This window comes from Flavobacterium algoris, from assembly GCF_048158525.1.
In the GTDB taxonomy this organism is placed as follows: domain Bacteria; phylum Bacteroidota; class Bacteroidia; order Flavobacteriales; family Flavobacteriaceae; genus Flavobacterium; species Flavobacterium algoris.
In genome coordinates this window covers 1-22,956 of the sequence record NZ_JBLNKT010000043.1, presented here as the reverse complement: position 1 = coordinate 22,956, position 22,956 = coordinate 1, and the positions used below count along the sequence as shown (strand labels likewise).

At 34.3% G+C, this 22,956-nt stretch carries 24 protein-coding genes and 1 riboswitch; of the genes, 17 read left to right on the top strand and 7 right to left on the bottom strand.

Annotated elements, in window-relative coordinates:
- Positions 1-234: 234 nt before the first annotated feature.
- Together ACM55I_RS15640 and ACM55I_RS15635 are read right to left on the bottom strand one after the other, a co-directional pair.
- The gene (locus ACM55I_RS15640; protein ID WP_416847768.1) at positions 235-423 is read right to left on the bottom strand and encodes a hypothetical protein; all 189 of its coding nucleotides are present in this window, start codon (positions 421-423) and stop codon (positions 235-237) included.
- Between the two features lie 192 nt (positions 424-615).
- Positions 616-2,139: a hypothetical protein gene (locus tag ACM55I_RS15635; RefSeq protein WP_416847767.1), complete on the bottom strand. Its 1,524-nt coding sequence runs from the start codon at positions 2,137-2,139 to the stop codon at positions 616-618.
- Between the two features lie 362 nt (positions 2,140-2,501).
- Here ACM55I_RS15635 and polA point away from each other — a divergent pair, with 362 nt between their 5' ends.
- The gene (polA, locus tag ACM55I_RS15630) at positions 2,502-5,342 is read left to right on the top strand and encodes a DNA polymerase I (protein WP_416847766.1); all 2,841 of its coding nucleotides are present in this window, start codon (positions 2,502-2,504) and stop codon (positions 5,340-5,342) included.
- Positions 5,343-5,404: 62 nt separating this feature from the next.
- Here polA and ACM55I_RS15625 read toward each other — a convergent pair whose 3' ends face one another.
- From ACM55I_RS15625 to ACM55I_RS15615, 3 genes are all read right to left on the bottom strand, one after another.
- Positions 5,405-6,166, bottom strand: coding sequence for a T9SS type A sorting domain-containing protein (locus ACM55I_RS15625; RefSeq protein ID WP_416847765.1), 762 nt, complete (start codon positions 6,164-6,166; stop codon positions 5,405-5,407).
- A gap of 2 nt (positions 6,167-6,168) precedes the next feature.
- A complete protein-coding gene (locus ACM55I_RS15620; protein ID WP_416847764.1) occupies positions 6,169-6,696 on the bottom strand; it encodes an ankyrin repeat domain-containing protein in 528 nt (175 codons plus the stop codon).
- Positions 6,697-6,782: 86 nt separating this feature from the next.
- Positions 6,783-7,808 (bottom strand): LacI family DNA-binding transcriptional regulator, encoded by a 1,026-nt coding sequence (locus ACM55I_RS15615; protein WP_416847763.1) that lies wholly within the window; start codon positions 7,806-7,808, stop codon positions 6,783-6,785.
- 326 nt (positions 7,809-8,134) lie between these two features.
- Between ACM55I_RS15615 and rplM the strand changes: the two genes are divergently transcribed.
- From rplM to ACM55I_RS15545, 14 genes are all read left to right on the top strand, one after another.
- The gene (rplM, locus tag ACM55I_RS15610) at positions 8,135-8,590 is read left to right on the top strand and encodes a 50S ribosomal protein L13 (protein WP_416847762.1); all 456 of its coding nucleotides are present in this window, start codon (positions 8,135-8,137) and stop codon (positions 8,588-8,590) included.
- Complete coding sequence (gene rpsI / locus ACM55I_RS15605) at positions 8,590-8,976, top strand: 30S ribosomal protein S9 (protein ID WP_114754885.1); 387 nt, start codon at positions 8,590-8,592, stop codon at positions 8,974-8,976. The genes rplM and rpsI overlap by 1 nt, the downstream gene beginning before the upstream one ends.
- 173 nt (positions 8,977-9,149) lie before the next feature.
- Positions 9,150-9,971, top strand: a complete 822-nt coding sequence (gene rpsB / locus ACM55I_RS15600; protein WP_416847760.1) for a 30S ribosomal protein S2 — start codon at positions 9,150-9,152, stop codon at positions 9,969-9,971.
- A gap of 132 nt (positions 9,972-10,103) precedes the next feature.
- Positions 10,104-10,928, top strand: coding sequence for a translation elongation factor Ts (gene tsf / locus ACM55I_RS15595; protein ID WP_416847759.1), 825 nt, complete (start codon positions 10,104-10,106; stop codon positions 10,926-10,928).
- A gap of 149 nt (positions 10,929-11,077) precedes the next feature.
- Positions 11,078-11,731, top strand: coding sequence for a queuosine precursor transporter (locus ACM55I_RS15590; RefSeq protein WP_416847758.1), 654 nt, complete (start codon positions 11,078-11,080; stop codon positions 11,729-11,731).
- Positions 11,732-11,734: 3 nt separating this feature from the next.
- On the top strand, positions 11,735-12,295 hold the full coding sequence (locus tag ACM55I_RS15585; protein WP_416847757.1) for a DNA-3-methyladenine glycosylase I: 561 nt from the start codon (positions 11,735-11,737) through the stop codon (positions 12,293-12,295).
- Between the two features lie 91 nt (positions 12,296-12,386).
- A riboswitch (TPP riboswitch) is annotated at positions 12,387-12,483 on the top strand.
- An 85-nt stretch (positions 12,484-12,568) separates the two neighbouring features.
- Entirely contained in the window at positions 12,569-12,775 is a 207-nt protein-coding gene (gene thiS, locus ACM55I_RS15580) for a sulfur carrier protein ThiS (protein ID WP_039108711.1), read from the top strand.
- Positions 12,776-12,961: 186 nt separating this feature from the next.
- On the top strand, positions 12,962-14,785 hold the full coding sequence (gene thiC, locus ACM55I_RS15575; RefSeq protein ID WP_416847756.1) for a phosphomethylpyrimidine synthase ThiC: 1,824 nt from the start codon (positions 12,962-12,964) through the stop codon (positions 14,783-14,785).
- A gap of 78 nt (positions 14,786-14,863) precedes the next feature.
- On the top strand, positions 14,864-15,463 hold the full coding sequence (locus ACM55I_RS15570; RefSeq protein WP_416847755.1) for a thiamine phosphate synthase: 600 nt from the start codon (positions 14,864-14,866) through the stop codon (positions 15,461-15,463).
- Positions 15,436-16,191: a hydroxymethylpyrimidine/phosphomethylpyrimidine kinase gene (locus ACM55I_RS15565; RefSeq protein ID WP_416847754.1), complete on the top strand. Its 756-nt coding sequence runs from the start codon at positions 15,436-15,438 to the stop codon at positions 16,189-16,191. The genes ACM55I_RS15570 and ACM55I_RS15565 overlap by 28 nt, the downstream gene beginning before the upstream one ends.
- Positions 16,184-16,816 (top strand): thiamine phosphate synthase, encoded by a 633-nt coding sequence (locus ACM55I_RS15560; RefSeq protein ID WP_416847753.1) that lies wholly within the window; start codon positions 16,184-16,186, stop codon positions 16,814-16,816. The genes ACM55I_RS15565 and ACM55I_RS15560 overlap by 8 nt, the downstream gene beginning before the upstream one ends.
- Positions 16,803-17,573: a thiazole synthase gene (locus ACM55I_RS15555; protein WP_416847752.1), complete on the top strand. Its 771-nt coding sequence runs from the start codon at positions 16,803-16,805 to the stop codon at positions 17,571-17,573. Before ACM55I_RS15560 ends, ACM55I_RS15555 begins: the two co-directional genes overlap by 14 nt.
- Positions 17,574-17,655: 82 nt before the next feature.
- Positions 17,656-18,777, top strand: coding sequence for a 2-iminoacetate synthase ThiH (thiH, locus tag ACM55I_RS15550; protein WP_416847751.1), 1,122 nt, complete (start codon positions 17,656-17,658; stop codon positions 18,775-18,777).
- Between the two features lie 19 nt (positions 18,778-18,796).
- A complete protein-coding gene (locus tag ACM55I_RS15545) occupies positions 18,797-19,507 on the top strand; it encodes a HesA/MoeB/ThiF family protein (protein WP_416847750.1) in 711 nt (236 codons plus the stop codon).
- Here ACM55I_RS15545 and ACM55I_RS15540 read toward each other — a convergent pair.
- Together ACM55I_RS15540 and aat are read right to left on the bottom strand one after the other, a co-directional pair.
- A complete protein-coding gene (locus tag ACM55I_RS15540) occupies positions 19,504-20,298 on the bottom strand; it encodes an MOSC domain-containing protein (protein WP_416847749.1) in 795 nt (264 codons plus the stop codon). The genes ACM55I_RS15545 and ACM55I_RS15540 overlap by 4 nt on opposite strands.
- Positions 20,299-20,370: 72 nt before the next feature.
- Positions 20,371-21,015, bottom strand: coding sequence for a leucyl/phenylalanyl-tRNA--protein transferase (gene aat, locus ACM55I_RS15535; RefSeq protein ID WP_416847748.1), 645 nt, complete (start codon positions 21,013-21,015; stop codon positions 20,371-20,373).
- A 103-nt stretch (positions 21,016-21,118) separates the two neighbouring features.
- Here aat and ACM55I_RS15530 point away from each other — a divergent pair, with 103 nt between their 5' ends.
- Complete coding sequence (locus ACM55I_RS15530; protein WP_416847747.1) at positions 21,119-22,090, top strand: phosphatase PAP2 family protein; 972 nt, start codon at positions 21,119-21,121, stop codon at positions 22,088-22,090.
- 3 nt (positions 22,091-22,093) lie between these two features.
- Positions 22,094-22,831, top strand: coding sequence for a phosphatase PAP2 family protein (locus ACM55I_RS15525; protein ID WP_416847746.1), 738 nt, complete (start codon positions 22,094-22,096; stop codon positions 22,829-22,831).
- Positions 22,832-22,956 lie beyond the last annotated feature (125 nt).

Sequence of the window (22,956 nt, the reverse complement as noted above, 5' to 3'; positions counted from 1 at the left end):
CTCTAACAATTTGAAGCTTTAAAGACATACTGTAATCGCGTTGGGTGCGTTTTACATAATTTATGTTTTCTTCCATAACGATCTTTTTTGTGTATCGCTATTTCAGGACGGGACAAGTTGGTAATAAAAAAAGCTGATAATTTTATTTACCAGCTTTTTCAACAATTAACCCTTTTGTTTTGCCACCTTGGCAATTCATTTTACATTACTCAGAAAGCAAAACAAAAATGTTGATTATTTTTTTGCTTTAGATGTTTCCGCTCCAATAGCAGCCGCTTTTTTCTCCGCTCTTGCTTTTCTGTGTTTTGAATGTTTTTCCATTCTCACTTCTTTGGCAGGACGTGTTTTTGTTGGAGTTGTTTTAGCATTTACCATAACACTTGTTCCTAACATAATTGCAACTAACATCAATACTTTTTTCATGTTTTCTAAAATTTAAATTATTCATTTGTTATTTATAGACCAAATGTATACCTACAATATGAAGAAAAAATGAAGATTTACCTGCGCAGAAAAGTTTAGCTTATTATTAAGTTTTAGAGTTTTAATTCAATTAAAAAGGCTTCACTTTTAATGAAAAAGTAAAGCCTTAAAATTATAAATAAGCATTGATCTTTATTTCATTGACAAGTTCAATGAATATACATCCAAATATATTTTTGTTCCTGTATTTATTCTTTTCACATGAACTTCTAATGATTCATTGGAATTTAAAGAAACTGTACCTGTAACTGGAAAAGATTGTACAAAACCACTATTAGTATCAATATAAGTCTCCGTTTCTGGCAAAGGCACTACGGTAGTTCCATTGGTAGAAATTTTTGCAATATAATAAACATAGGTTGCATTTGTTCCACCAGAAACTTCAGCAAATGAGATTGAGGCATTAACTTGGAAAGTTCTTGTTTTTTTACCTATATATGTTAATCTCCCACTAACATCCGATTTAACTCTATATAAATTAGAAACAGTTGTAGCGTTAGTAACTACTTTATAATCGGTATTTTGAGCAGTGGCCGTTGTTCTTGTTGAAGTAGTGTTATTACTGTCATATAAAAAACCTGTTGCAAATGCATCTCCTTCATTTGGGACTCCTGCGCATCTGACTGCCCATCTATTATCAAAATTATAGCCTATATAACTACCAACCGTGTACCCTTTTATATATAGGCCAGTTGTAAGTGTACCTGTAAAAACAGCTGATTCTATTACTGCATCACCTGTAATTGTTGGATTACTGGAAACATCAAGACCAACAACCGCACCGTATACTTCGCTAAACCCTCCTGTTTTTTCAACTAAACCAAAAGTTCCCTGAAATGTTTCATAGGTTCCAGAATTGTTTCCAAACCAAGCGGCATTACTAAGTAAAACTTTGCTGATATCTTTATAAATAATCCCAGTAGTATTTCCTAAATATTGTACAATACTTACAAAAGCTAATGCAAAATTTTCAATTTTACCTATATTAGAAGAACTTGCAATGATACAATCCCTTAAAACTAGACTTTGGGTTTGTGTTCCTGATGCGATTGATCCTGTTCCAATAACATTAAAAACATTACCGCTTGTTGCTGTCAACGTCAATATCTTAATAGAACCTCCGGTTGTACCTGTAAAAAGATCCCCAGATGCCTTAACTAATTTATCTTCTCCAGTATCCTCACCAACAATATAAGCATTATTCAATTCTATTGGTAAATCAACATTAATTGTACCATTAATTTCATACAAAGTATTGGTATCAAGAAGGTATTTAGTGTTACCTCCCGCAGTTTTTTCTGCAGCTAGAACCGTTGCTAAAACATCCGTAGATTTAATGCGCTTAAACTTTAATCGTCCATCTTTATCCCCATATATTTTATTCCATAATGAGGTTGAGGAATCATAATACTGAAGAGCCTTGATATCCGTATCATATACCATCAAACCATTCGCAGGACTAGCAATAGACGTCCTTTGCACAGTAGTCATCCTTGGCGCTAACATCCCTTGAGTAGTAGACGTTAAGTCTAAAACCGAACTTGCATCAGGAGTAACAGTTCCAATTCCCACTTGAGAAAATACATTTGTCGTTATTATCATGAAAAATAATAGACAGGCATGCAATACCTTTTTAGCAACGTAATTTTTTTTCATAATAAACGAATTACAAAGATTAAATATAAAGAACATCATTAGACGCTAACTCTATTTAGTAAAGTTACGAAATATATCGTTTAAATACTTATTTTATCGATAAAATGCTTATTATTTATAATTATATATTCATAATCTTACAAATTAAAAAATATTTACAAATAATTAATATTGATTACTATTTTCAATCAAATTTAGTCAGATCAGTTAAAACTTCAAATAAATTTTAGATTAAAAATCATTTAGCTACTATTTCATAATATTACTAAAACTCAAGAATATGATTTATAAGAAATATTTAAAACTCTCTATTCTTTATCTGACAAGTTTTGTACTTTTGAAAATTATACAAAATTACAATCATGTCACAACAAAAACGCCTGTTCCTTTTAGATGCTTATGCTTTAATCTTTCGTGGTTATTATGCTTTTATAAAAAATCCTCGAATCAATTCTAAAGGAATGGACACATCAGCCATTATGGGATTCATGAATTCATTGATGGATGTAATAAAAAGAGAAAAACCGGATCATTTAGCCGTTGCTTTTGATAATGGCGGCAGTCAATTAAGAAATGAAATATTTCCTGAATACAAAGCACATCGAGATGCAACTCCTGAAGCTATAAAAATTGCTATTCCATACATTCAGGATTTACTGAAAGCTATGCATATTCCTATCATAGAAGTCAAAGGTTATGAAGCTGACGATTTAATAGGAACCATTGCAAAACAAGCCGAAAAACAAAACTACAAAGTCTTTATGGTAACCCCAGATAAGGATTTTGCACAATTGGTTTCTGAAAATATATTTATGTACAAACCCGCTCGAATGGGTAACGGAATTGAAATTTGGGGAATTCCTGAAGTTTTGGCAAAATTCGAAATTGAAAGACCAGATCAAGTAATTGATTTTCTAGGAATGATGGGAGATGCCGCCGATAATATCCCAGGATTACCCGGTGTAGGAGAAGTTACTGCAAAGAAATTATTAAAGGAATTTGGAACTATGGAAAACCTTTTAGCAAATACTGACAAGCTAAAAGGAAAAATGAAGGAAAATATTGAAGCCAACAAAGAAAAAGGATTGTTATCTAAAACTTTAGCGACTATTTTATTGGACTGTCCAGTAGTTTTTGATGAAACCGATTATGAATTATCGACTCCAGATGTCGAGAAAACAGATGCTCTTTTCAACGAATTAGAATTTCGAAGAATGGCAGAACAGTTTGATACAATATTTAAAAAAGGTGGAACAACAATACCTAACAATCCAGTTGACGAAGCTAAATTATATAAAAAATCACAACCCAAGAATGAAGAACAATTTGATCTTTTTGGAAGTACTAATACAGATGAAACTTCTGAAGAAACGCGCCATCAATATTATAATTCACTAGAAAACACGGAACATTCTTATCAGATTATTCAAGGTGATTTAGGACTAAAATTATTATTACAAAATTTACAAAATCAATCTGCTGTCTGTTTTGACACTGAAACGACAGGCTTAGATGCCTTACATGCAGAATTGGTTGGAATATCTTTTTCTTATGAAAAGGGAAAAGGATTCTATGTTCCATTTCCAGAAAACCAAGAAGAAGCACAAACTTTAATCGAAAAATTCATTCCTTTTTTCGAAAATGAAAGTATTGATAAAATTGGGCAAAATTTAAAATACGATTTAAAAATTCTTTCTAATTACAATATTAAAGTTGAAGGAAAGTTATTCGACACCATGATTGCGCATTATCTGATTAATCCAGATATGCGTCATAATATGGATATTTTAGCAGAAACCTATTTGAAATATTCGCCAAAATCCATTGAAGCTTTAATTGGAAAAAAAGGGAAAAACCAAAAATCAATGCGCGACGTTGACTTCGAAGAAATTAAAGAATATGCCGTTGAGGATGCTGATATCACCTTACAACTCAAAGAAATATTCACTTCGGAATTAGACAAAACCGGCACCAAAAAACTTTTTGAGGAAATTGAAATTCCATTAGTAAAAGTCTTAGCTGATATGGAAAAAGAAGGGATTCGTGTGGATGTAGATTTCTTGAAATCACTATCAAAAACATTAGATGATGATATTAAAATATTTGAAGCAAACATTTATGAAACTGCAGGTGAAAAATTCAATTTGGCTTCTCCAAAACAATTGGGTGATATTTTATTCGACAAATTAAAAATTGGTGGAGTTAAACAAAAGAAAACCAAAACCGGTCAATATGCCACTGGTGAGGAAATCTTGAGTTATCTAGCAGCTGAAAACCCAATTGTAAAAGACATTCTTGATTGGCGACAATTGGTAAAACTGCAAAACACCTATGTCGAGGCCTTACCAAACCAAGTAGACAAAATTACGAATCGAATACATACCGATTATATGCAAACCGTAGCGGCAACTGGGCGTTTGAGTTCTAATAATCCTAACTTACAAAATATTCCGATTCGTACTGAACGTGGCCGACAAATCAGAAAAGCATTTGTTGCAAGAGATGAAAATTACACGATTGTTTCTGCCGATTATTCTCAAATAGAACTTCGTATTATTGCAGCATTGAGTGGCGAAGAAAACATGATTGCTGCCTTTCAAAATCATGAAGACATTCACAAATCTACCGCTTCAAAAGTATTCAATGTTCCATTAGAAGAAGTTACCCGTGAACAACGAAGCCATGCCAAAACGGTGAATTTTGGTATTATTTATGGTGTTTCGGCATTTGGATTGAGTAACCAAACATCTCTTTCCCGTTCTGAAAGCGCCGCTTTGATTGAAGCCTATTACAAAACATATCCTAGATTAAAATCATACATACAAGAACAAATTGAATATGCCCGAGAAAATGGATTTGTACAAACAATTCTTGGACGTCGCCGCTATTTGAAAGATATTAATTCGGCTAATGCTGTAGTTCGTGGTGCTGCCGAAAGAAATGCCGTGAATGCCCCGATACAAGGAAGCGCTGCTGATATTATCAAAATTGCGATGATTAACATCCATGAAAAACTAATATCCGAAAACTGGAAAAGTAAAATGTTATTGCAGGTTCATGATGAACTAGTTTTTGATGTTCATAATTCTGAACTCGAAAAAATCCAACCTATGATAAAATACGAGATGGAGCATGCGTTTAAACTCGATGTGCCTTTGGATGTCGATTTAGGAGCCGGGAAAGATTGGCTGGAAGCACATTAAGTTTCAATAAGAAAGAGTCAGATTAATTTAATCTGACTCTTTCTTATTTAGATACAAATAAATTAATCAACCAATAATATTTTTGTGGCATTTCCATAATCCGTTCTCACGACTACAGTATAAGATCCTATCGTTAAACCAGAAGTATTAATGACATTATCAAAGTTGGTAATTTTTTGTCGTCTAACCACTCTTCCTAAATTATCATAAACTTTAACTTCTCCCGAAGTAATTGCCACGGGAAGTTCTATTCTCATAAACCCTTTAGTTGGGTTTGGGTACATCTTGAAAGATTCCACAGTAAAATCCTGATTTCCTAGCATCAAATTAGTGGTAAGAGCTCCTCTATTTGTCGCACCATGATAAACTAAACTAAAACTTGCAGTACCAGATCTTGACCAAACTAACATTAATGCCCCAGCTGAATTACTAAAAGTATAATTCCCGGAAGAGACTAAAGCTCTTGTGGCAATTAATGTTCTAACCCCTGATGCAATTGTATTAGAAGTTATAGTCCAACTTTGTGTCGCATCTAATGCCGGTACATTCCCAATCCCTTGAAATGTGCGGTCTGTTAAGGCGCTTCCCGTAAATATGACAACATCCCCTCCATCAGTCATGGAATCAACTCCAAAACCCAACCCAAGATACCTGTCACTTGGTCCAACCATTGTTAAAGTAACTAATGTTAAAGACACATCAATTTTTACAGAATATGCTAATCCAGATGTAGTTGATAAATCAACTGTACCCGTAGTAAAAGTTTGTCCACACATGACCGAAATAATAAAAAAAGCAAATACAGTTAAAGTAAAGTTTTTCATAGCTATTTAGTTTTTAAGATTTCTATTAATTTATCATCATTAGCAAGTATGGCATAATCCGTAGCCGAATTACCTCTGTTATCTTTAAAATCAGGATTAGCTTTTTCTTTAATCAACAAACTCACAATATCATAGTTTTTAAACATTGTGGCATATATCAACGCAGTAGTTCCATTTGCATCAGCAATATTAGCATCTGCTTTTTTACTTAAGAGTAACTTAGCAATTTCAAAATTTCCTTTTACAACTGCCGCCATTAATGCCGTTCCCATATTACTGGTGCCATTTACATCACTTCCATTTTCAATTAGAAATCTTGCTACTTCATTATTACCTCGATAACAAGCTAAAATTAATGGGGAAAAACCATCTTGGTTTGTGGTATTAAATGCTTGTGGATTTGTTTTAAATAGTTCCTTCGCTTCATCTATGGTCCCATTTCTGCCAATATCAAAAACATTAAGCTTTGCTTGGGCGAAAGCAATATTTACAAAAAAGCATGAAATAAGTAAAATGTAAAATTTCATCATAACATAACCTGTTGATTATAAGCAATAAAGATATCTTTTTTTCAACAAAAAAGATACCTAAATAAAAAAATAATATAAAAAATAATCTACAAATTCCTAGTGGATTCTCTTTCTTTCAATTTTGTTTTAATAACAACCGTTTCATATGGCAGATTCTCTTCTTTTGATTCTAATCTATCGATAAGTAATTTGGCTGCAACTTCGCCTATCTCAATACCATGCTGACTAACCGTGGTTAAACTTGGCGATAATCTTCTGGAAGCAAGAATTCCATCTGCAAAACCTATAATAGAAATTTCTTCCGGTACTTTATATCCTTTTTTAATAGCAATACGCAATGCAGCCACTGAGTCATTTTCTTCCAAAGCAAAGATTCCATCAATCTTGTTATTATCAAAAATACTCTCGATTTTATCCTTTAAATCATCCTCTGAATCTGTACGAATAATTAAATTCTCATTCACAGGAATGTTATTATCCGCCAATGCTTTAAGATACCCGTCAGCTCTTAATTTACCAACACTTAAATTATCTACAGAAGAAAACAAAGCTATATTCTTGCACCCTAAATCTATTAAATGCTGAGTAGAATTTAAAGCCGAGTCAAAATCATCAACTACAACTTTATCACAATCTACTCCTTCAGCAATTCTATCAAACATAACTATAGGAGTACCATCATTAATAATTTCTTTGAAATGATTGTATTCATGAAGTTTTTGAGCTTCTTCTGAAACCGATAGAATAAACCCATCAATTGTCCCGTTACTCAACATTTCAAGGGTATGGGCTTCTTTTTCTAATGATTCATTAGAAATACACATTATCACATTGTATCCTTTTTCATCAGCAATTTTTTCAATTCCGCTAAATACTTTTGCAAAAAAAGAATTTAGAATATTAGGAATAATAACACCTATGGTTTTTGTTTTTCTATTTTTAAGGTTTAAACCAATAACGTTTGGTTTATAATTTTTAAGTTTTGCGTATTCCTTAATTTTAATTTTTGTCAATTCACTAATTTCAGGACTATCGTTAAGTGCTTTTGAAACTGTAGAAACAGAAACATTTAATTCTTTTGCAATTTGTTTTAAAGTTGCTTTAGCTTTCATAGATCGGAATTTATTGCTTTTTAATGATTATAAGAATCATTTAATTTGTTTTCTTGTATAAAAAAATAGTAATTATGTAATATAAACCTGCTTTTACAAAAGTGTAATATCCAAATTTTATTTGACAACAAATGTAATACAATTATTGAAAGACCTAATATAAGTATAATCCGAAAAACACATCTTAAATTTATTCCAAATATACATTTGATTATCAGCACAAAAACATATAAAAAATATTCTTTTAAGGTATTTGTATTTAAAATAATTAATTGTACTTTTGCAACCCCTTTATTGGGGATGGAATGTTTAATTAAAAATATATTATGGACGCATTAAGCTACAAGACACAATCAGCAAGCAAAGCCACCGTTACAAAAGAGTGGATTGTTGTAGATGCTGATGGTCACAACTTAGGTCGTCTTGCTTCAAAAGTCGCTATGATTTTGAGAGGTAAGTACAAGCCAAGTTACACACCACACGTGGACTGCGGGGATAACGTAATCGTTATCAACTCAGAAAGAATCAACCTTACAGGAAACAAGATGAAAGAAAAAACTTACATCCGTCACACTGGCTACCCTGGGGGACAAAGAACTTTAACTGCTGAAGTATTGCAAGCTAAGAATCCTGCATTACTAGTTGAAAAAGCAATAAAAGGGATGTTACCTAAAAATAAATTAGGTGCAGAACTTTTTAGAAATTTAAATGTTGTTGTAGGATCAGAGCACAAACAAGGCGCTCAAAAACCTAAAACAGTTAACCTTAACGACCTTAAGTAATGGGAGTAATTCACAAAATCGGTAGAAGAAAAACCGCTGTTGCACGTGTTTATGTTTCGGAAGGAACAGGAGTAATCGTTGTAAACAAAAAACCATTCGAAACTTATTTCCCAACAGCAACTTTACAGTACAAAGTATTACAACCTATGTCTATGACAGAAAATGTAAGCAACTTTGACGTAAAAGTTAACGTTTACGGAGGTGGCTCAACTGGTCAAGCAGAAGCTGTAAGAATGGCATTGGCACGCGTTATGTGTGAAGTAAATGCTGAAAACAGAGGGATATTGAAACCAGAAGGTTTATTGACAAGAGATCCAAGAATGGTTGAACGTAAGAAATTCGGTCAGAAGAAAGCTCGTAAGAGATTCCAATTCTCTAAACGTTAATATTACCTGTCTTGTTCAAATGGGACAAGACATCGTTCACTTATTATTGAATTTAAAAAAACAGTTGTTGTTGCTCTCCTACTGAGGTAGGAAATAGTTTAGCATCTAAATGTATAAAGCCGGGAAACCGCCATTTATTCATTGCTAATCAACAGAACGTAAACTAGAACAAAATGGCAAACAAAGTAGAAGTAAAAGAATTACTAGAAGCAGGTGTTCACTTCGGACACATGACTAGAAAATGGGATCCAAACATGGCTCCTTACATTTATATGGAGCGTAATGGTATTCACATTATCAATCTATATAAAACTGCAGCAAAAATTGAAGAAGCGAATGAAGCTTTGAAAAAAATCGCTGCATCAGGTAGAAAAATATTATTCGTTGCTACCAAAAAACAAGCAAAAGACATCGTTGCTGAAAAAGCAAAAGCTGCAAACATGCCTTACATTACTGAAAGATGGCCTGGTGGAATGCTAACTAACTTCGTAACTATCCGTAAAGCTGTTAAAAAAATGGCTACTATTGATAAAATGAAGAAAGATGGTACATTCATGACCCTTTCTAAAAAAGAGCGTTTACAAGTGGATCGTCTTCGTGCTAAATTAGAGAAAAACTTAGGTTCAATTGCTGACATGTCTAGACTACCAGCTGCATTGTTCGTAGTTGATATCAAAGCGGAACACATTGCAATAAAAGAAGCTCAAAAATTAAACATTCCAGTTTTCGCAATGGTGGATACCAATTCTGACCCAAGAGAGGTTGAATTTGTAATCCCATCTAACGATGATGCTTCTAAATCAATTGATAAAATTTTATCTTTAGTTACAGCTGCAATTGTTGAAGGACTTTCTGATAGAGGTTCTGACAAAGAAGGTGAAGCTACTGCTGAAGTTGCTGCTCCTGCTGCCACTGAAGTTGTTGCTACTGCTGCTGAAGCTGTAGAAGTAGCTCCTGCTGTAGAAGCTGCTGCTCCAACTGCAACTGAAGAATAAATTAACATTTAATTCCAAGTTTTAAATTCCTCTCCATAAAAAATTAGAAACCTAAAGTTGATAATTTAATAAAATTGGAAATTGGATTTAACACTTGGAATTTTTTACTTTTAACCTTAAAAAATAATACATATGGCAACAATTACTGCTGCAGACGTAAATAAATTAAGAACAATCACTGGTGCAGGAATGATGGACTGCAAAAAAGCTTTGGTTGAAGCAGACGGAGATTTCGATTTAGCTATCGAAAACTTACGTAAAAAAGGACAAAAAGTAGCTGCTAATCGTTCCGATAGAGAATCTACTGAAGGTGCTGCAATTGCTGTTGTAAATGCTGACAAAACTGCTGGTGTTGTGATCACATTGAACTGTGAGACTGACTTTGTAGGGATGAATGAAAACTTTGTAAAAATGGCTACTGAAATGGCTAATTTGGCATTGAATTTTGACAATAAAGAAGCATTTTTAGCTGCTGATTTCAACGGAATCACTGTTGCTGACAAATTAATCGAGCAAACTGGAGTTATTGGTGAAAAACTAGAGATAAGAACTTTCGAAAAATTAGAAGGTGCTTTCATCGGGTCTTACATTCACTCTGGAAACAAAATTGCTACTTTAGTTAGTCTATCTGCAAAAATCGAAGGTGCTGATGAAGTATCAAGAAACATTGCTATGCAAGCTGCAGCTATGTCACCTATCGCATTAGACGAAACTGGTGTTGACGCTGACACTATCGCAAAAGAAATAGAAATTGCTAAAGATATCCTACGTCAAGAAGGAAAACCAGAAGCAATGTTAGACAATATCGCTAAAGGTAAATTGGCTCGTTTCTTTAAAGATAATACTTTAGTTAACCAAGATTATATTAAAGACAATAAAATGAGCGTTGCTGCTTATGCTAAATCTTTAGATAAAGATCTTATCGTTACCGGTTTCAAAAGAGCTGCGTTAGGATAATTTATTCTGACTTGCTTCAGAATCTCTGAATTTATTTTAGATTTCTGAACTCAAATATAAAATCCCATTTTGTTGTAAAAACAAGATGGGATTTTTTTATTATTTAAAAAGAAATTAAAATACTAAATTTGGAAAACTAATAATTTTTTATGTTCAGATCTAAAAAAGATATTGTGTTTGTAATCCTAGCGGGAATCTTCATTACTAATGCTGTTGTAGCAGAATTAATCGGTGGAAAATTGATACAAGTGGGGCCTTTCGTTATGAGTATCGGAATTTTGCCTTGGCCTGTAGTTTTCCTCACTACCGATTTAATCAATGAATATTTTGGAGAAAAAGGAGTGAAAAAACTATCTTATATAACCGCCTGTTTAATTGCCTATGCTTTTATCATTCTACTTTTAGCCATACTTGTTCCTGCTGCAAAAGGGATTAGCCCTATAAATGATTCCCAATTTTATGCTGTTTTTGGTCAAAGTATGTGGATTATTGCCGGTAGTATTATCGCATTTTTAGTTTCCCAATTAATAGACGTAACCGTTTTTTGGTTTTTCAAAAACAGAACAGGAGAACGAAAAATATGGTTAAGAACGACTGGTTCTACAGTGGTTTCACAATTATTCGATTCCTTTATTGTTTTAGGAATTGCATTTTGGTTACCCGGAAAAATCAACTTTGACACTTTTTTAAGTTCTGCGATAATCGGTTATACGTTTAAATTAGGAATTGCTATTTTATTGACACCATTAATTTATTTAGGACACCATTTAATAAAAAAATATTTATCAGAAGAAACAGAATAAATTATGGAAGAAAAAACAAGATGTAAATGGTGTGTTGGTATTGAAATTTACGAAAAATACCATGATGAAGAATGGGGAGTTCCTGTTTATGACGATCAAAAATTATTTGAATTCCTAATTCTGGAAACTTTTCAGGCGGGATTAAGTTGGATCACAATCTTAAAAAAGAGAGAAAACTTCAAATTAGCTTTTGAGCATTTTGACTATAAAAAAGTCGCACTTTATACCGAAGATAAAATCCAGGAATTACTTCAAAACGCAGGAATCATTCGAAACCAATTAAAAATCAGATCGGCAGTTTCAAATGCGGTTGCCTTTATGAAAGTACAAGAGGAATTTGGCAGTTTTTCCAAATACATTTGGGAATTCACCGATGGGAAACCAATTCAAAACAACCGACAAACCCTAAAAGAAGTTCCTGCCACCACGCCACTTTCTGACGCTATCAGTAAAAATTTGAAAAAACGCGGGTTTAAATTCGTCGGTTCTACCGTAGTTTATGCCCATATGCAAGCAACCGGAATGGTCGACGATCATGTAGCAGATTGCTGGAAAAAACAGTAATTTTTTAAAAATCAATAACAAAACAAGTTCGAAAAGTTTTATTTTTTTTCAAAATTTAAGAATCACCTATTAAATAATATCCTATTTTTGTTCCACACTTTAGGGGTGTCTACAACATTGTAGGCTGAGAATTACCCTCTGAACCTGATCTAGTTCATACTAGCGTAGGGAAAAGTAAGATGACTTCCGCGCACATTTATGTGCCATTGTAGCCATTCCTAAAGTAGAGAAGCACTGCAGTGCATCTCTATAATTTTCTAAAAATTAAAAGGAATGGAGCTCAAAATCAACAATCAAACAAAACAATTTGCAACTGACAGTCTAACTGTTCAGGCACTTCTTGACTTGGAAATTCCCATTAAACAAAACGGAATTGCCGTAGCCATTAACAATACCGTTATTCCAAAATCCAACTGGAATTCCCATCCTATACAAGAAACCGACGACATTCTCATCATCTCTGCAACTCAAGGAGGATAGTTTGGCTGCTCGGGCGGGCTATCCATTTCAAGTCCGCAGTTACAATCCTATAAAACATAGTCTTAGTCAAAGCTTCCTTACGGTCGCTTCACTAATCCTTGTTTTATTTGGCTTCCCACTTTACGGGCTTTCCATTTCTATCCCTAGCAGAAGACGAACACTCCTAAAATCATAAAATTCAAACAAATGAATAACGAAGAAAAAATCTCAAGAACTCCTTTCCAAAACTCTACAAAAATTTACGTAGACGGAACCATTCATCCCATAAAAGTAGCGATGCGAGAAATTACATTGGCAGACACTAAAATGTCAAACGGCAGAATAGAAAAAAATCCCCCTGTAACCGTTTACGATACTTCCGGTCCATTTACTGATCCAAATATCGAAATTGACATTCGAAAAGGATTACCGCGCATTCGGGAACAATGGATTCTGGATCGTAATGATGTAGAAGAATTGACTGAAATCTCTTCTGAATATGGAAAAAAGCGTCTGAATGACGAAAAACTAAACGAATTGCGTTTTGAATATTTGCACAAACCCATGCGTGCCAAAAAGGGAGCAAATGTATCTCAATTGTATTATGCAAAACAGGGAATCATTACACCCGAAATGGAATACATTGCCATTCGTGAAAACCAACGCTTGGAGCTAATAAACGAACAACCCAAAGCCATGCAATACCAACACGGCGGAAACAGTTTTGGAGCCAATACCCCAAAATCCAAGATCACACCTGAATTTGTACGTAGTGAAGTAGCCAGAGGCCGAGCCATTATTCCAAATAACATCAACCATCCCGAAAGCGAACCCATGATTGTGGGGCGTAACTTCTTGGTGAAAATCAATGCCAATATTGGGAACAGCGCCGTAACCTCAACTATCGAAGAAGAGGTAGAAAAAGCAGTTTGGGCTTGCCGTTGGGGAGCTGATACGATTATGGATTTATCAACAGGCAAAAACATTCACGAAACCAGAGAATGGATTATTAGAAATTCTCCTGTACCAATTGGAACGGTGCCAATTTACCAAGCTTTGGAAAAAGTAAATGGCGTTGCCGAAGATTTAACATGGGAAGTATTCCGCGATACGTTAATCGAACAAGCGGAACAAGGGGTTTCTTATTTCACCATTCATGCCGGCGTTTTATTGCGGTACATTCATTTAACAGCCAACCGCATTACCGGAATTGTTTCCCGTGGTGGTTCTATTATGGCAAAATGGTGTTTATTTCACCACAAAGAAAACTTTCTTTATACTCATTTCGAAGAGATTTGCGAAATCATGAAACAGTATGATGTAGCCTTCTCATTAGGAGATGGTTTACGTCCAGGTTCTATTGCCGATGCAAATGATGCTGCACAATTTGCCGAATTGGAAACGCTTGGTGAACTGACAAAAATAGCCTGGAAACACGATGTTCAAGTATTTATTGAAGGTCCCGGTCACGTACCGATGCACATGATCAAAGAAAACATGGACAAACAACTGGAACACTGTGATGAAGCTCCTTTTTATACTTTAGGACCATTGACAACGGATATTGCCCCGGGTTATGACCACATCACCTCAGCCATTGGAGCTGCAATGATTGGCTGGTATGGCTGTGCAATGTTGTGTTATGTTACTCCAAAAGAACATCTTGGCTTACCCAACAAAAAAGACGTAAAAGATGGAGTCATCACTTATAAAATCTCCGCTCATGCCGCCGACTTAGCCAAAGGTCATCCAGGCTCGCAATACCGTGATAATGCTTTGAGTAAAGCGCGTTTTGAATTCCGTTGGGAAGACCAGTTCAACTTGTCATTAGACCCAGATACAGCTCGTGAATTTCATGATGAAACATTACCTGCAGATGGCGCAAAAGTGGCTCATTTTTGTTCCATGTGCGGACCAAAATTCTGCTCTATGAAGATCTCACAAGAAATTCGTGATGTTGCCGAAGCTGAAAAAGGCATGCAAGAAAAATCGCAAGAATTTGTGGAAAGCGGAAAAGAAATTTATAGCTAGAATTAAGATTAGAGTATTAAGATGTTTAAAAAAGACCAAAACTTAATACTTAATACTTCTCCCATAATAAATCTAAATATGATTGTAATCACAAATCCAACTCCAATCGAGAATGAAATTAACCTCATCCATCAACTTTTTAAAGAAGAATTGCAGTTATTTCATGTTCGAAAACCAGATTTTTCTGCAGCCGAAATGAAGCTGTTTTTATCGAAAATAGAAATGGAATTTCTTTCAAAATTAGTATTACATCAATACCATGAATTGGCGGAAGATTTTGGAATTACCAGAATCCATTTTACGAAAAAAACAAGAATCGAAACATCCGAGGAAAATTTAAAAAAATGGAAAGAGCGAGAATTTAAACTTTCCACTTCCATCCACAATATGGCTGATTTTGAAAAATTATCTGATGTTTTCGATTATGCTTTTTTCGGGCCGGTTTTCGAAAGTATTTCTAAACCAAATTACATTTCGAATCTTGACTTTAAAAAAGAATTGGAACAAAGAAAGAATAACAAAACCTCACTGATTGCAGTAGGAGGAATTACATCTGATAAAATTAAAACTACATTGAAATATGGTTTTGATGATGTCGCGCTTTTAGGTACCATTTGGAACAGTAACAATCCAATAGAAAATTTTAAATTATGCCAGAAAACAGACCTTTCGTATTAACAATTGCAGGCTTTGATCCTTCTGGAGGCGCAGGGGTTTTGGCAGACATCAAGACATTCGAGCAACATTGTGTATATGGTTTTGCTGTTAATTCCGGCAATACCATTCAAACCGAAAAAGAGTTCTTCGAAATGCAATGGACTGACTTAGATTTCGTTTTGAACTCATTGGAAAAATTGTTCGGCAACTATACTATTAAAGCCGTAAAAATTGGAATTATTCCTTCTTTGGATTATTTAAGAGAAATTGTTTTTGTTATAAAAAAGCTTTCGCCAAAAACAAAAATAATTTGGGATACGGTTTTAAAATCTACAACCGGATTCAATTTTTTAAACCTAGAAAATCAAGCTCTTTTAAATCCAATATTGAAAGAAATTGATCTAATTACGCCGAATTACAATGAGATTTTACAACTGTCGTCGAAGGAAATTAATGCAGAAACAATTGCAGCAACCCTTTCGAAACAGTGCTCTGTTTTACTAAAAGGCGGTCATAATCCTTCGGCAATTGGCATTGATTATTTATACACTGGAAAAGAAATCTTCAGGCTTACGCCAAAGGACACTTTAGTTTTCGAAAAACATGGCTCCGGCTGTGTATTATCATCCGCTATTACAGCCAATTTAGCCTTAGGACAAGACTTAAAAACAGCATGTAGCAATGCCAAAAAATATATAGAACCCTATTTACAATCTAACCAAACCAAATTAGGATACCATTATGCATAACCAATTACAATACATTTCGCAAGGAAACACAGTCGAAGAACAATTATATAACATTCACAAAGCATTGGATAATGGTTGCGATTGGATACAAATGAGATTCAAAAAAAATTATTCAGATGATACTTTCACTTTGGCGGAAGCCGTAAAAATGTTATGCAAAGAATATTTGGCCACTTTTATCATCAATGACAACGTCCATTTAGCAAAACAATTGGATGCGGATGGAGTTCATTTAGGCTTGAGTGACATGAGTGTTGAAGAAGCAAGACTCATTTTAGGAAAAACAAAAATCATTGGAGGTACTGCAAATACTTTTGAAGACGTACTTCAAAGAACAGCCGAAAATTGTGATTATATTGGTTTGGGACCATTCCAATTTACAACCACCAAACAAAATCTAAGTCCAATTCTAGGATTGGAAGGATATCGTTCGATTATCGGTCAAATGAAGGCAAAAAATATCCAAATCCCCATTTATGCCATTGGAGGAATCACACTTGAAAATATAGAAAGTCTAATGAAAACTGGAATTCACGGCATAGCCGTTTCCGGTTTGATTACACAAACCGAAAATGTATCACAACTTATCAATCAACTTAACGACAAATTATATGTTACCATTTAAAATAGGAGACAAAACCTTTGAGTCCCGCTTGTTTTTAGGCACAGGAAAATTCGGTTCCAATCAACAAATGGAAGAAGCTATTTTAGCTTCTGGAAGCGAATTAATTACCGTAGCATTAAAACGTGTCGATTTAGAAACCGAAACAGATGCCATTTTATCACATCTGAAACACCCGAAAATTAATTTATTACCCAATACCTCCGGAGCAAGAAATGCTAAAGAAGCCATTTTTGCAGCACAATTAGCCCGCGAGGCATTAGAAACGAACTGGCTAAAACTGGAGATCCATCCCGATCCAAAATATTTAATGCCTGATGCAATCGAAACCTTAAAAGCTACGGAGGCATTAGCCAAATTAGGATTTATCGTTTTGCCTTACATTCATGCGGATCCGGTTTTGTGCAAGCGTTTGGAAGATGCCGGAACTTCAGCAGTGATGCCTTTGGGCTCGCCGATTGGCAGCAACAAAGGATTAAAAACCATCGATTTTTTAGAAATCATTATCGAGCAAAGTAGAGTTCCAGTAATTATAGATGCAGGAATCGGCGCACCATCCGATGCTGCAAAAGCGATGGAACTTGGAGCTGATGCGGTTTTGGTAAATACTGCGATTGCCGTGGCAGGAAATCCAATACTGATGGCAGAGGCTTTCAAAGAAGCAGTTATTGCAGGTCGAAAAGCCTATGAAGCACAATTAGCACAAAAAGTAAATCGTGCAATGGCTTCGAGTCCTTTGACAGCGTTTTTATATGAGTAATCCTCTCCCCAACCCTCTCCAAAGGAGAGGGAGCCGAAACTGAATAACAAAAATGACGATCACTTAATAACCAACATAAATAATGAACACATTTAAATCGGTTTTTGATAATTACGATTGGGATACCATTAAAACCAAAATATACAGCACAACAGCAGTAGAAGTTGAACATGCGTTAACCAAAAGCAAGCGAAATCTCGAGGATTTTCTGGCATTAATTTCACCTGCAGCCCAACCCTATTTAGAGCAAATGGCGCAACAGGCCCATGAATTAACTAAAAAAAGATTTGGCAAAACGATTCAGATGTATGCTCCTTTATATTTAAGTAACGAATGTCAGAACATTTGCACCTATTGTGGTTTTAGTTTGGATAACAAAATCAAGCGAAAAACACTTACCGAAAGTGAAATTACGCTAGAAATTGAGGTCTTAAAAAAAGCGGGCTTTGATCATGTTTTACTAGTGACTGGCGAAGCAAATCATACTGTAAACATTCATTATTTTCTAAAGACAATTGCTCAAATAAAAAATGACTTTTCCACCATTTCAGCCGAAGTGCAACCCTTGTCAACAGAAGAATACGAGCAATTGCATAACGCTGGAATCTATTCGATTTTAGTATACCAAGAAACGTATCATAGTGATGTTTACAAGCAATACCACACAAAAGGAAAAAAATCCAATTTCGATTTTCGTTTGGAAACACCGGATCGAGTAGGAACTGCAGGTATTCATAAAATTGGGTTGGGTGTTTTATTAGGATTGGAAGATTGGCGTACGGACAGTTTTTTCAATGCCTTGCATTTAGATTATTTACAAAAAACGTATTGGCAAACTAAATACGCGGTTTCTTTCCCCAGATTACGACCCGCAGAAGGAGTTATTGAGCCCAACTTTATCATGGATGATACCGATTTGACCCAACTCATTTGCGCATACCGTCTGTGGAATGAAGATTTAGAAATCTCCATGTCAACTCGTGAAAATGAAAAATTTCGTGATAATATCATTCCTATTGGAATTACTAGTATGAGTGCCGGTTCTAAAACTAATCCTGGTGGTTATGTTGTTGATCCGCAATCATTGGAACAATTTGAAATCAGTGATGAACGATCAGCTTCTGAGATTGCGAAAGTGATTTCCAGTAGAGGATACGAACCCGTTTGGAAAGATTGGGACAGAAGTTACACGAATATAGATTAACATTTTAGAATACAGAATTATGAGTATTATTCAGAATTTTTTACGCTACAACCGACAAATGATGTTACCGGAAATAGGCGATTCGGGGCAAGAAAAAATCAAGAAAGCTAGAGTTCTAGTGATTGGTGCTGGCGGACTAGGTTGTCCCATTTTACAATATATAGCAACGGCTGGAGTGGGAACTATTGGAATAGTAGATTTTGACAAAATCGAATTACACAACCTTCACCGCCAAATTTTATATACGGAGGAACACGTTGGTCAATCAAAAGCAATTACGGCAAAATCAGTTTTAGAAACTTTAAATCCATTGATTGATATTATCGCTTTTGAAGAAAAATTAACTATTGAAAATGCCGCACAAATCATCATGAATTTTGATGTAATTGTTGATGGTTGCGATAATTTTGCGACTCGTTATTTAGCAAACGATACTTGTGTGGCCTTAGGAAAATCATTGATTTACGGCAGTATTTTGAAATTTGAGGGACAGATGGCAGTTTTTAATCACAATGGAAATAAAAATCTTCGTGATTTATTCCCTGAACCACCAAATCCAAAAGACGTTCCCAATTGTAATTTTAATGGCGTATTAGGTACGCTTCCGGGAATTATCGGTACGATGATGGCGCATGAAACTTTGAAACTGATTATGAATTTACCAACTTTAGAAAATGAATTAGTACTATTTAATAGCTTGGATTGGAGTTTCAACAAACTTAAATTCTAAAAACTCAAAACATCTCCTACGCTAACAATCCCTTTTTCAAGACATACTAAATTGGTTCCAAAAAGAACACTATTATCCACTTTTCGGTATTTGCTTAATGTTTTTAAAGGTTCTTTTAGCACTATACTTTTCAATGGATCATTATTGACCATTATGCATCTACCGCAAGGTTTTACATTTTGGAATGTAACATCTCCTATTTTTATAATCCCAAAGTGATCCTCTTCATGGGCTAGAGTACTATTAATAACAATATTGGGTCTAAATCTAGCGACAGTAATTTTTTTTGCTAATTTTTCATTTAGTTGATCTAAACTTTCGCTCCCAACTAATAAATACGGATAACCATCGGCTAGGCTAACATTGAAAGTAACATTCAATGCCTTACTTTTATGTTTTCTATCGCCAGTTTCAATAATTTTTACCAACTTACAGGTAAAACCAAGACATTCACTAAACCAATCGGAGATCGTTTTATTAACTTCGAAAACTTCGCTTTGATCATCCCAAACAGGCACTAAAATTGGATTATTTATACTTTCACTTATAAAAAAAGCATGCTTTTTACCTTGATACGTTATCTCAATTTTACCATCTGAAATTTGAGGTTGAAATTGACTGAGAATAGGATGCTCTCTTTGACTTATAAATTGATTGTTTTCATCAATTAGCATCCATCGTCTGTCGTTTTCAAAACCCATTTCTTCGGCCCTGGCACTTTGACAACTAATCCCGCCTAAACTTTTGATGGGATAAATGTAGATTTCGCTAATAAAAAGAATATTATTCATTACATATTAAAATTTAGTTGGCTATAAAAACACTTATTTTTCAAATTCTAGAATCAAAGAAAGATAATGAAACTACTTTTTAGAAACATTCAAAATACTCATGAACTCTTCTCTGTCAATCTCCCTACAGCCCAAGCTTTCGAGATGAGGATTATAAACTTGACAATCTAACAATTTATAATTGTCCTTTTTCAATTGATTTACCAAAGCTATAAAAGCTACTTTTGAAGCATTCGAAATTGTAGAAAACATACTTTCTCCACAAAAAATATGTCCTAAATCGACACCATACAAACCGCCTACCAACTCATCATCTTGCCAAACTTCTACTGATTTAGCACTACCTAATTCGTTCAATTTGCAATAAGCTTCAATCATATCATTGGTAATCCAAGTTCCGTTTTGACCCTCGCGTTTTATGTTTTGACAATTAGAGATTACGCCTCTAAAATTCTGATTAAACGTAACCTTGAAAATATTTCTATTGAGAATGTTGCGCATACTCTTGGAAACAATCAATTCATCCAGAAACAAAACCATTCTGGGATTAGGTGACCACCATGTAATAGGTTCCCCATCTTCAAACCATGGAAAAATTCCACTTTTGTAAGCCAGTTGCAAACGTTCTGGCGATAAGTCACCGCCTATAGCAACTATTCCTTCTGAGGAAGCTCCATCAACACCTGGAAATACTATTTCAGTTTTGAGTACATTCATAAAAAGTATAAATCTTAATTAAATTTTTTAAGGTCTTTTTAAGGTCTTTTTAAGCTTAAATTCAGTTCCTTAATGTAGGTTTGCGCATGTAAAAAAAGAAAAATTGAAAAAAATAATAATTTTTTGTATTCTCATACTCATATCACAAAATATAAAATCACAAGTTAAAGATAGCCTAATTGATGGATCAAAACATCAAATTTATCAACTTTCTAATGGTGAGATTTATACTTATAAGAAACCAAAATTGTTTGATTTTATAACTAAATTACCCAAAGATTTTACAGGAACGGTAAAAGATATTGGTAAAAAAGATAATCTCATCAAACTTGGCGCATCTGCTGTTGCAACAATTGCTTTATTACCTGCAGATCAATATATACTAGAGCACTCTCGTACAATGGGTGAAAAAATTGGTTTAAAAGAAGTTGCTAGATACAATAATTTTGGTCCGCTAAGTAATGTCCCTCCAAATGCCACATCGGGAATTTATTTATTGGGTAATGGTACAACACCAATATTGTTAAGCATAGGTTTTGCTACTTATGGATTAATCAACAACGATTACCGATCTCTAAACACAGCTTCTGGAATAATAGAGAGTCTTGCAATAACAGGAGTTTTTAGTCAAACTATAAAACGAATTTCAGGAAGGCAAAGTCCTGCACCAGCACTACAAGACGGAAATTCTGGAGGAGAATGGAATCCTTTTCCTAGTTTTAAAGCTTTTGCAACTAAAACCCCAAACTACGATGCTTTCCCATCAGGACATATGATGACGGCTACTTCTGCATTGTATGTTATTATGGGGAATTATCCTGACATAAAATGGATTAAACCTATAGGCTATACATTAATAGGTGTTTTAGGATTTGAAATGATACAAAGTAATGTACATTGGGCTTCTGATTATCCAATAGCATTAGCTATGGGTTATATTATTGGTAAAAATATTGCGAATAGTAAAATGAACAAAAGTGGCACAAAAAATACTGAAAACAAAAAATTCACCTACAACTTTAACGCTTCCCGTGCATATGGCTTCAATATGATAGGAACAAATATTACTTTTTAAATTATGAAAACTAAACTTACAATTATTTTATTTTTATTGCTAATTTTTAAAGGAAATGCACAATCTAACGATACCATTTCTTCTATAAAAAATGAAGATAAAATTTCTTATAAAAATTTCATTGCCCCAGTCGCACTTATAACTGGAGGAGCATTGCTTTTGAGAACTCAAACTAATGAAAATTTACAAAGTGACATCAGAAATCTTTTTGGAAATGATTTTCATACTAAAGTTGACAATTATATTCAATATGCACCAATCCTTCAAATTTACGGGGGAAAATATCTCGGATTTAAACCGAAAAATGATTTTCTTCACCAAACCATTAATATAATTATTGCTAATGCTATTATGGGAGGTGTTGTGGAAACAATGAAACATTCATTCAAAGAAGAAAGGCCGGATCATTCAGATAATTTAGGTTTTCCATCTGGCCATACCGCAACTGCTTTTACTAATGCTGCACTTCTTTACTATGAGTACAAAGATTCAAATTTATGGTATGCGAGTAGTGGCTTTTTATTTGCTACAGCCACTGGAGTGCTTCGAATAGCAAATAACAAACATTACACCTCCGATATCTTGACTGGAGCTGGAATAGGAATGGCAGCTGGACTTCTTGTCTCCTATTGGCATCCATTTCAATCATTGAGTGTGGGAAAAAACAAAAAAACAACTGCCTTTATTTATCCGCAATTAGGAAATCAAATCGGAATGGGAATACTCGTTAGATCAAATTAATTTTAAAGGTGTCTAGTCCTGAAAAAACGATACAGGATTAATAAAAAATAAAAGTACAATTTTTAAACAGTAGTAAGCTCCGGTTTACTACTGTTTTTTGTTTTATAGGTTCTCATTTTAATTAT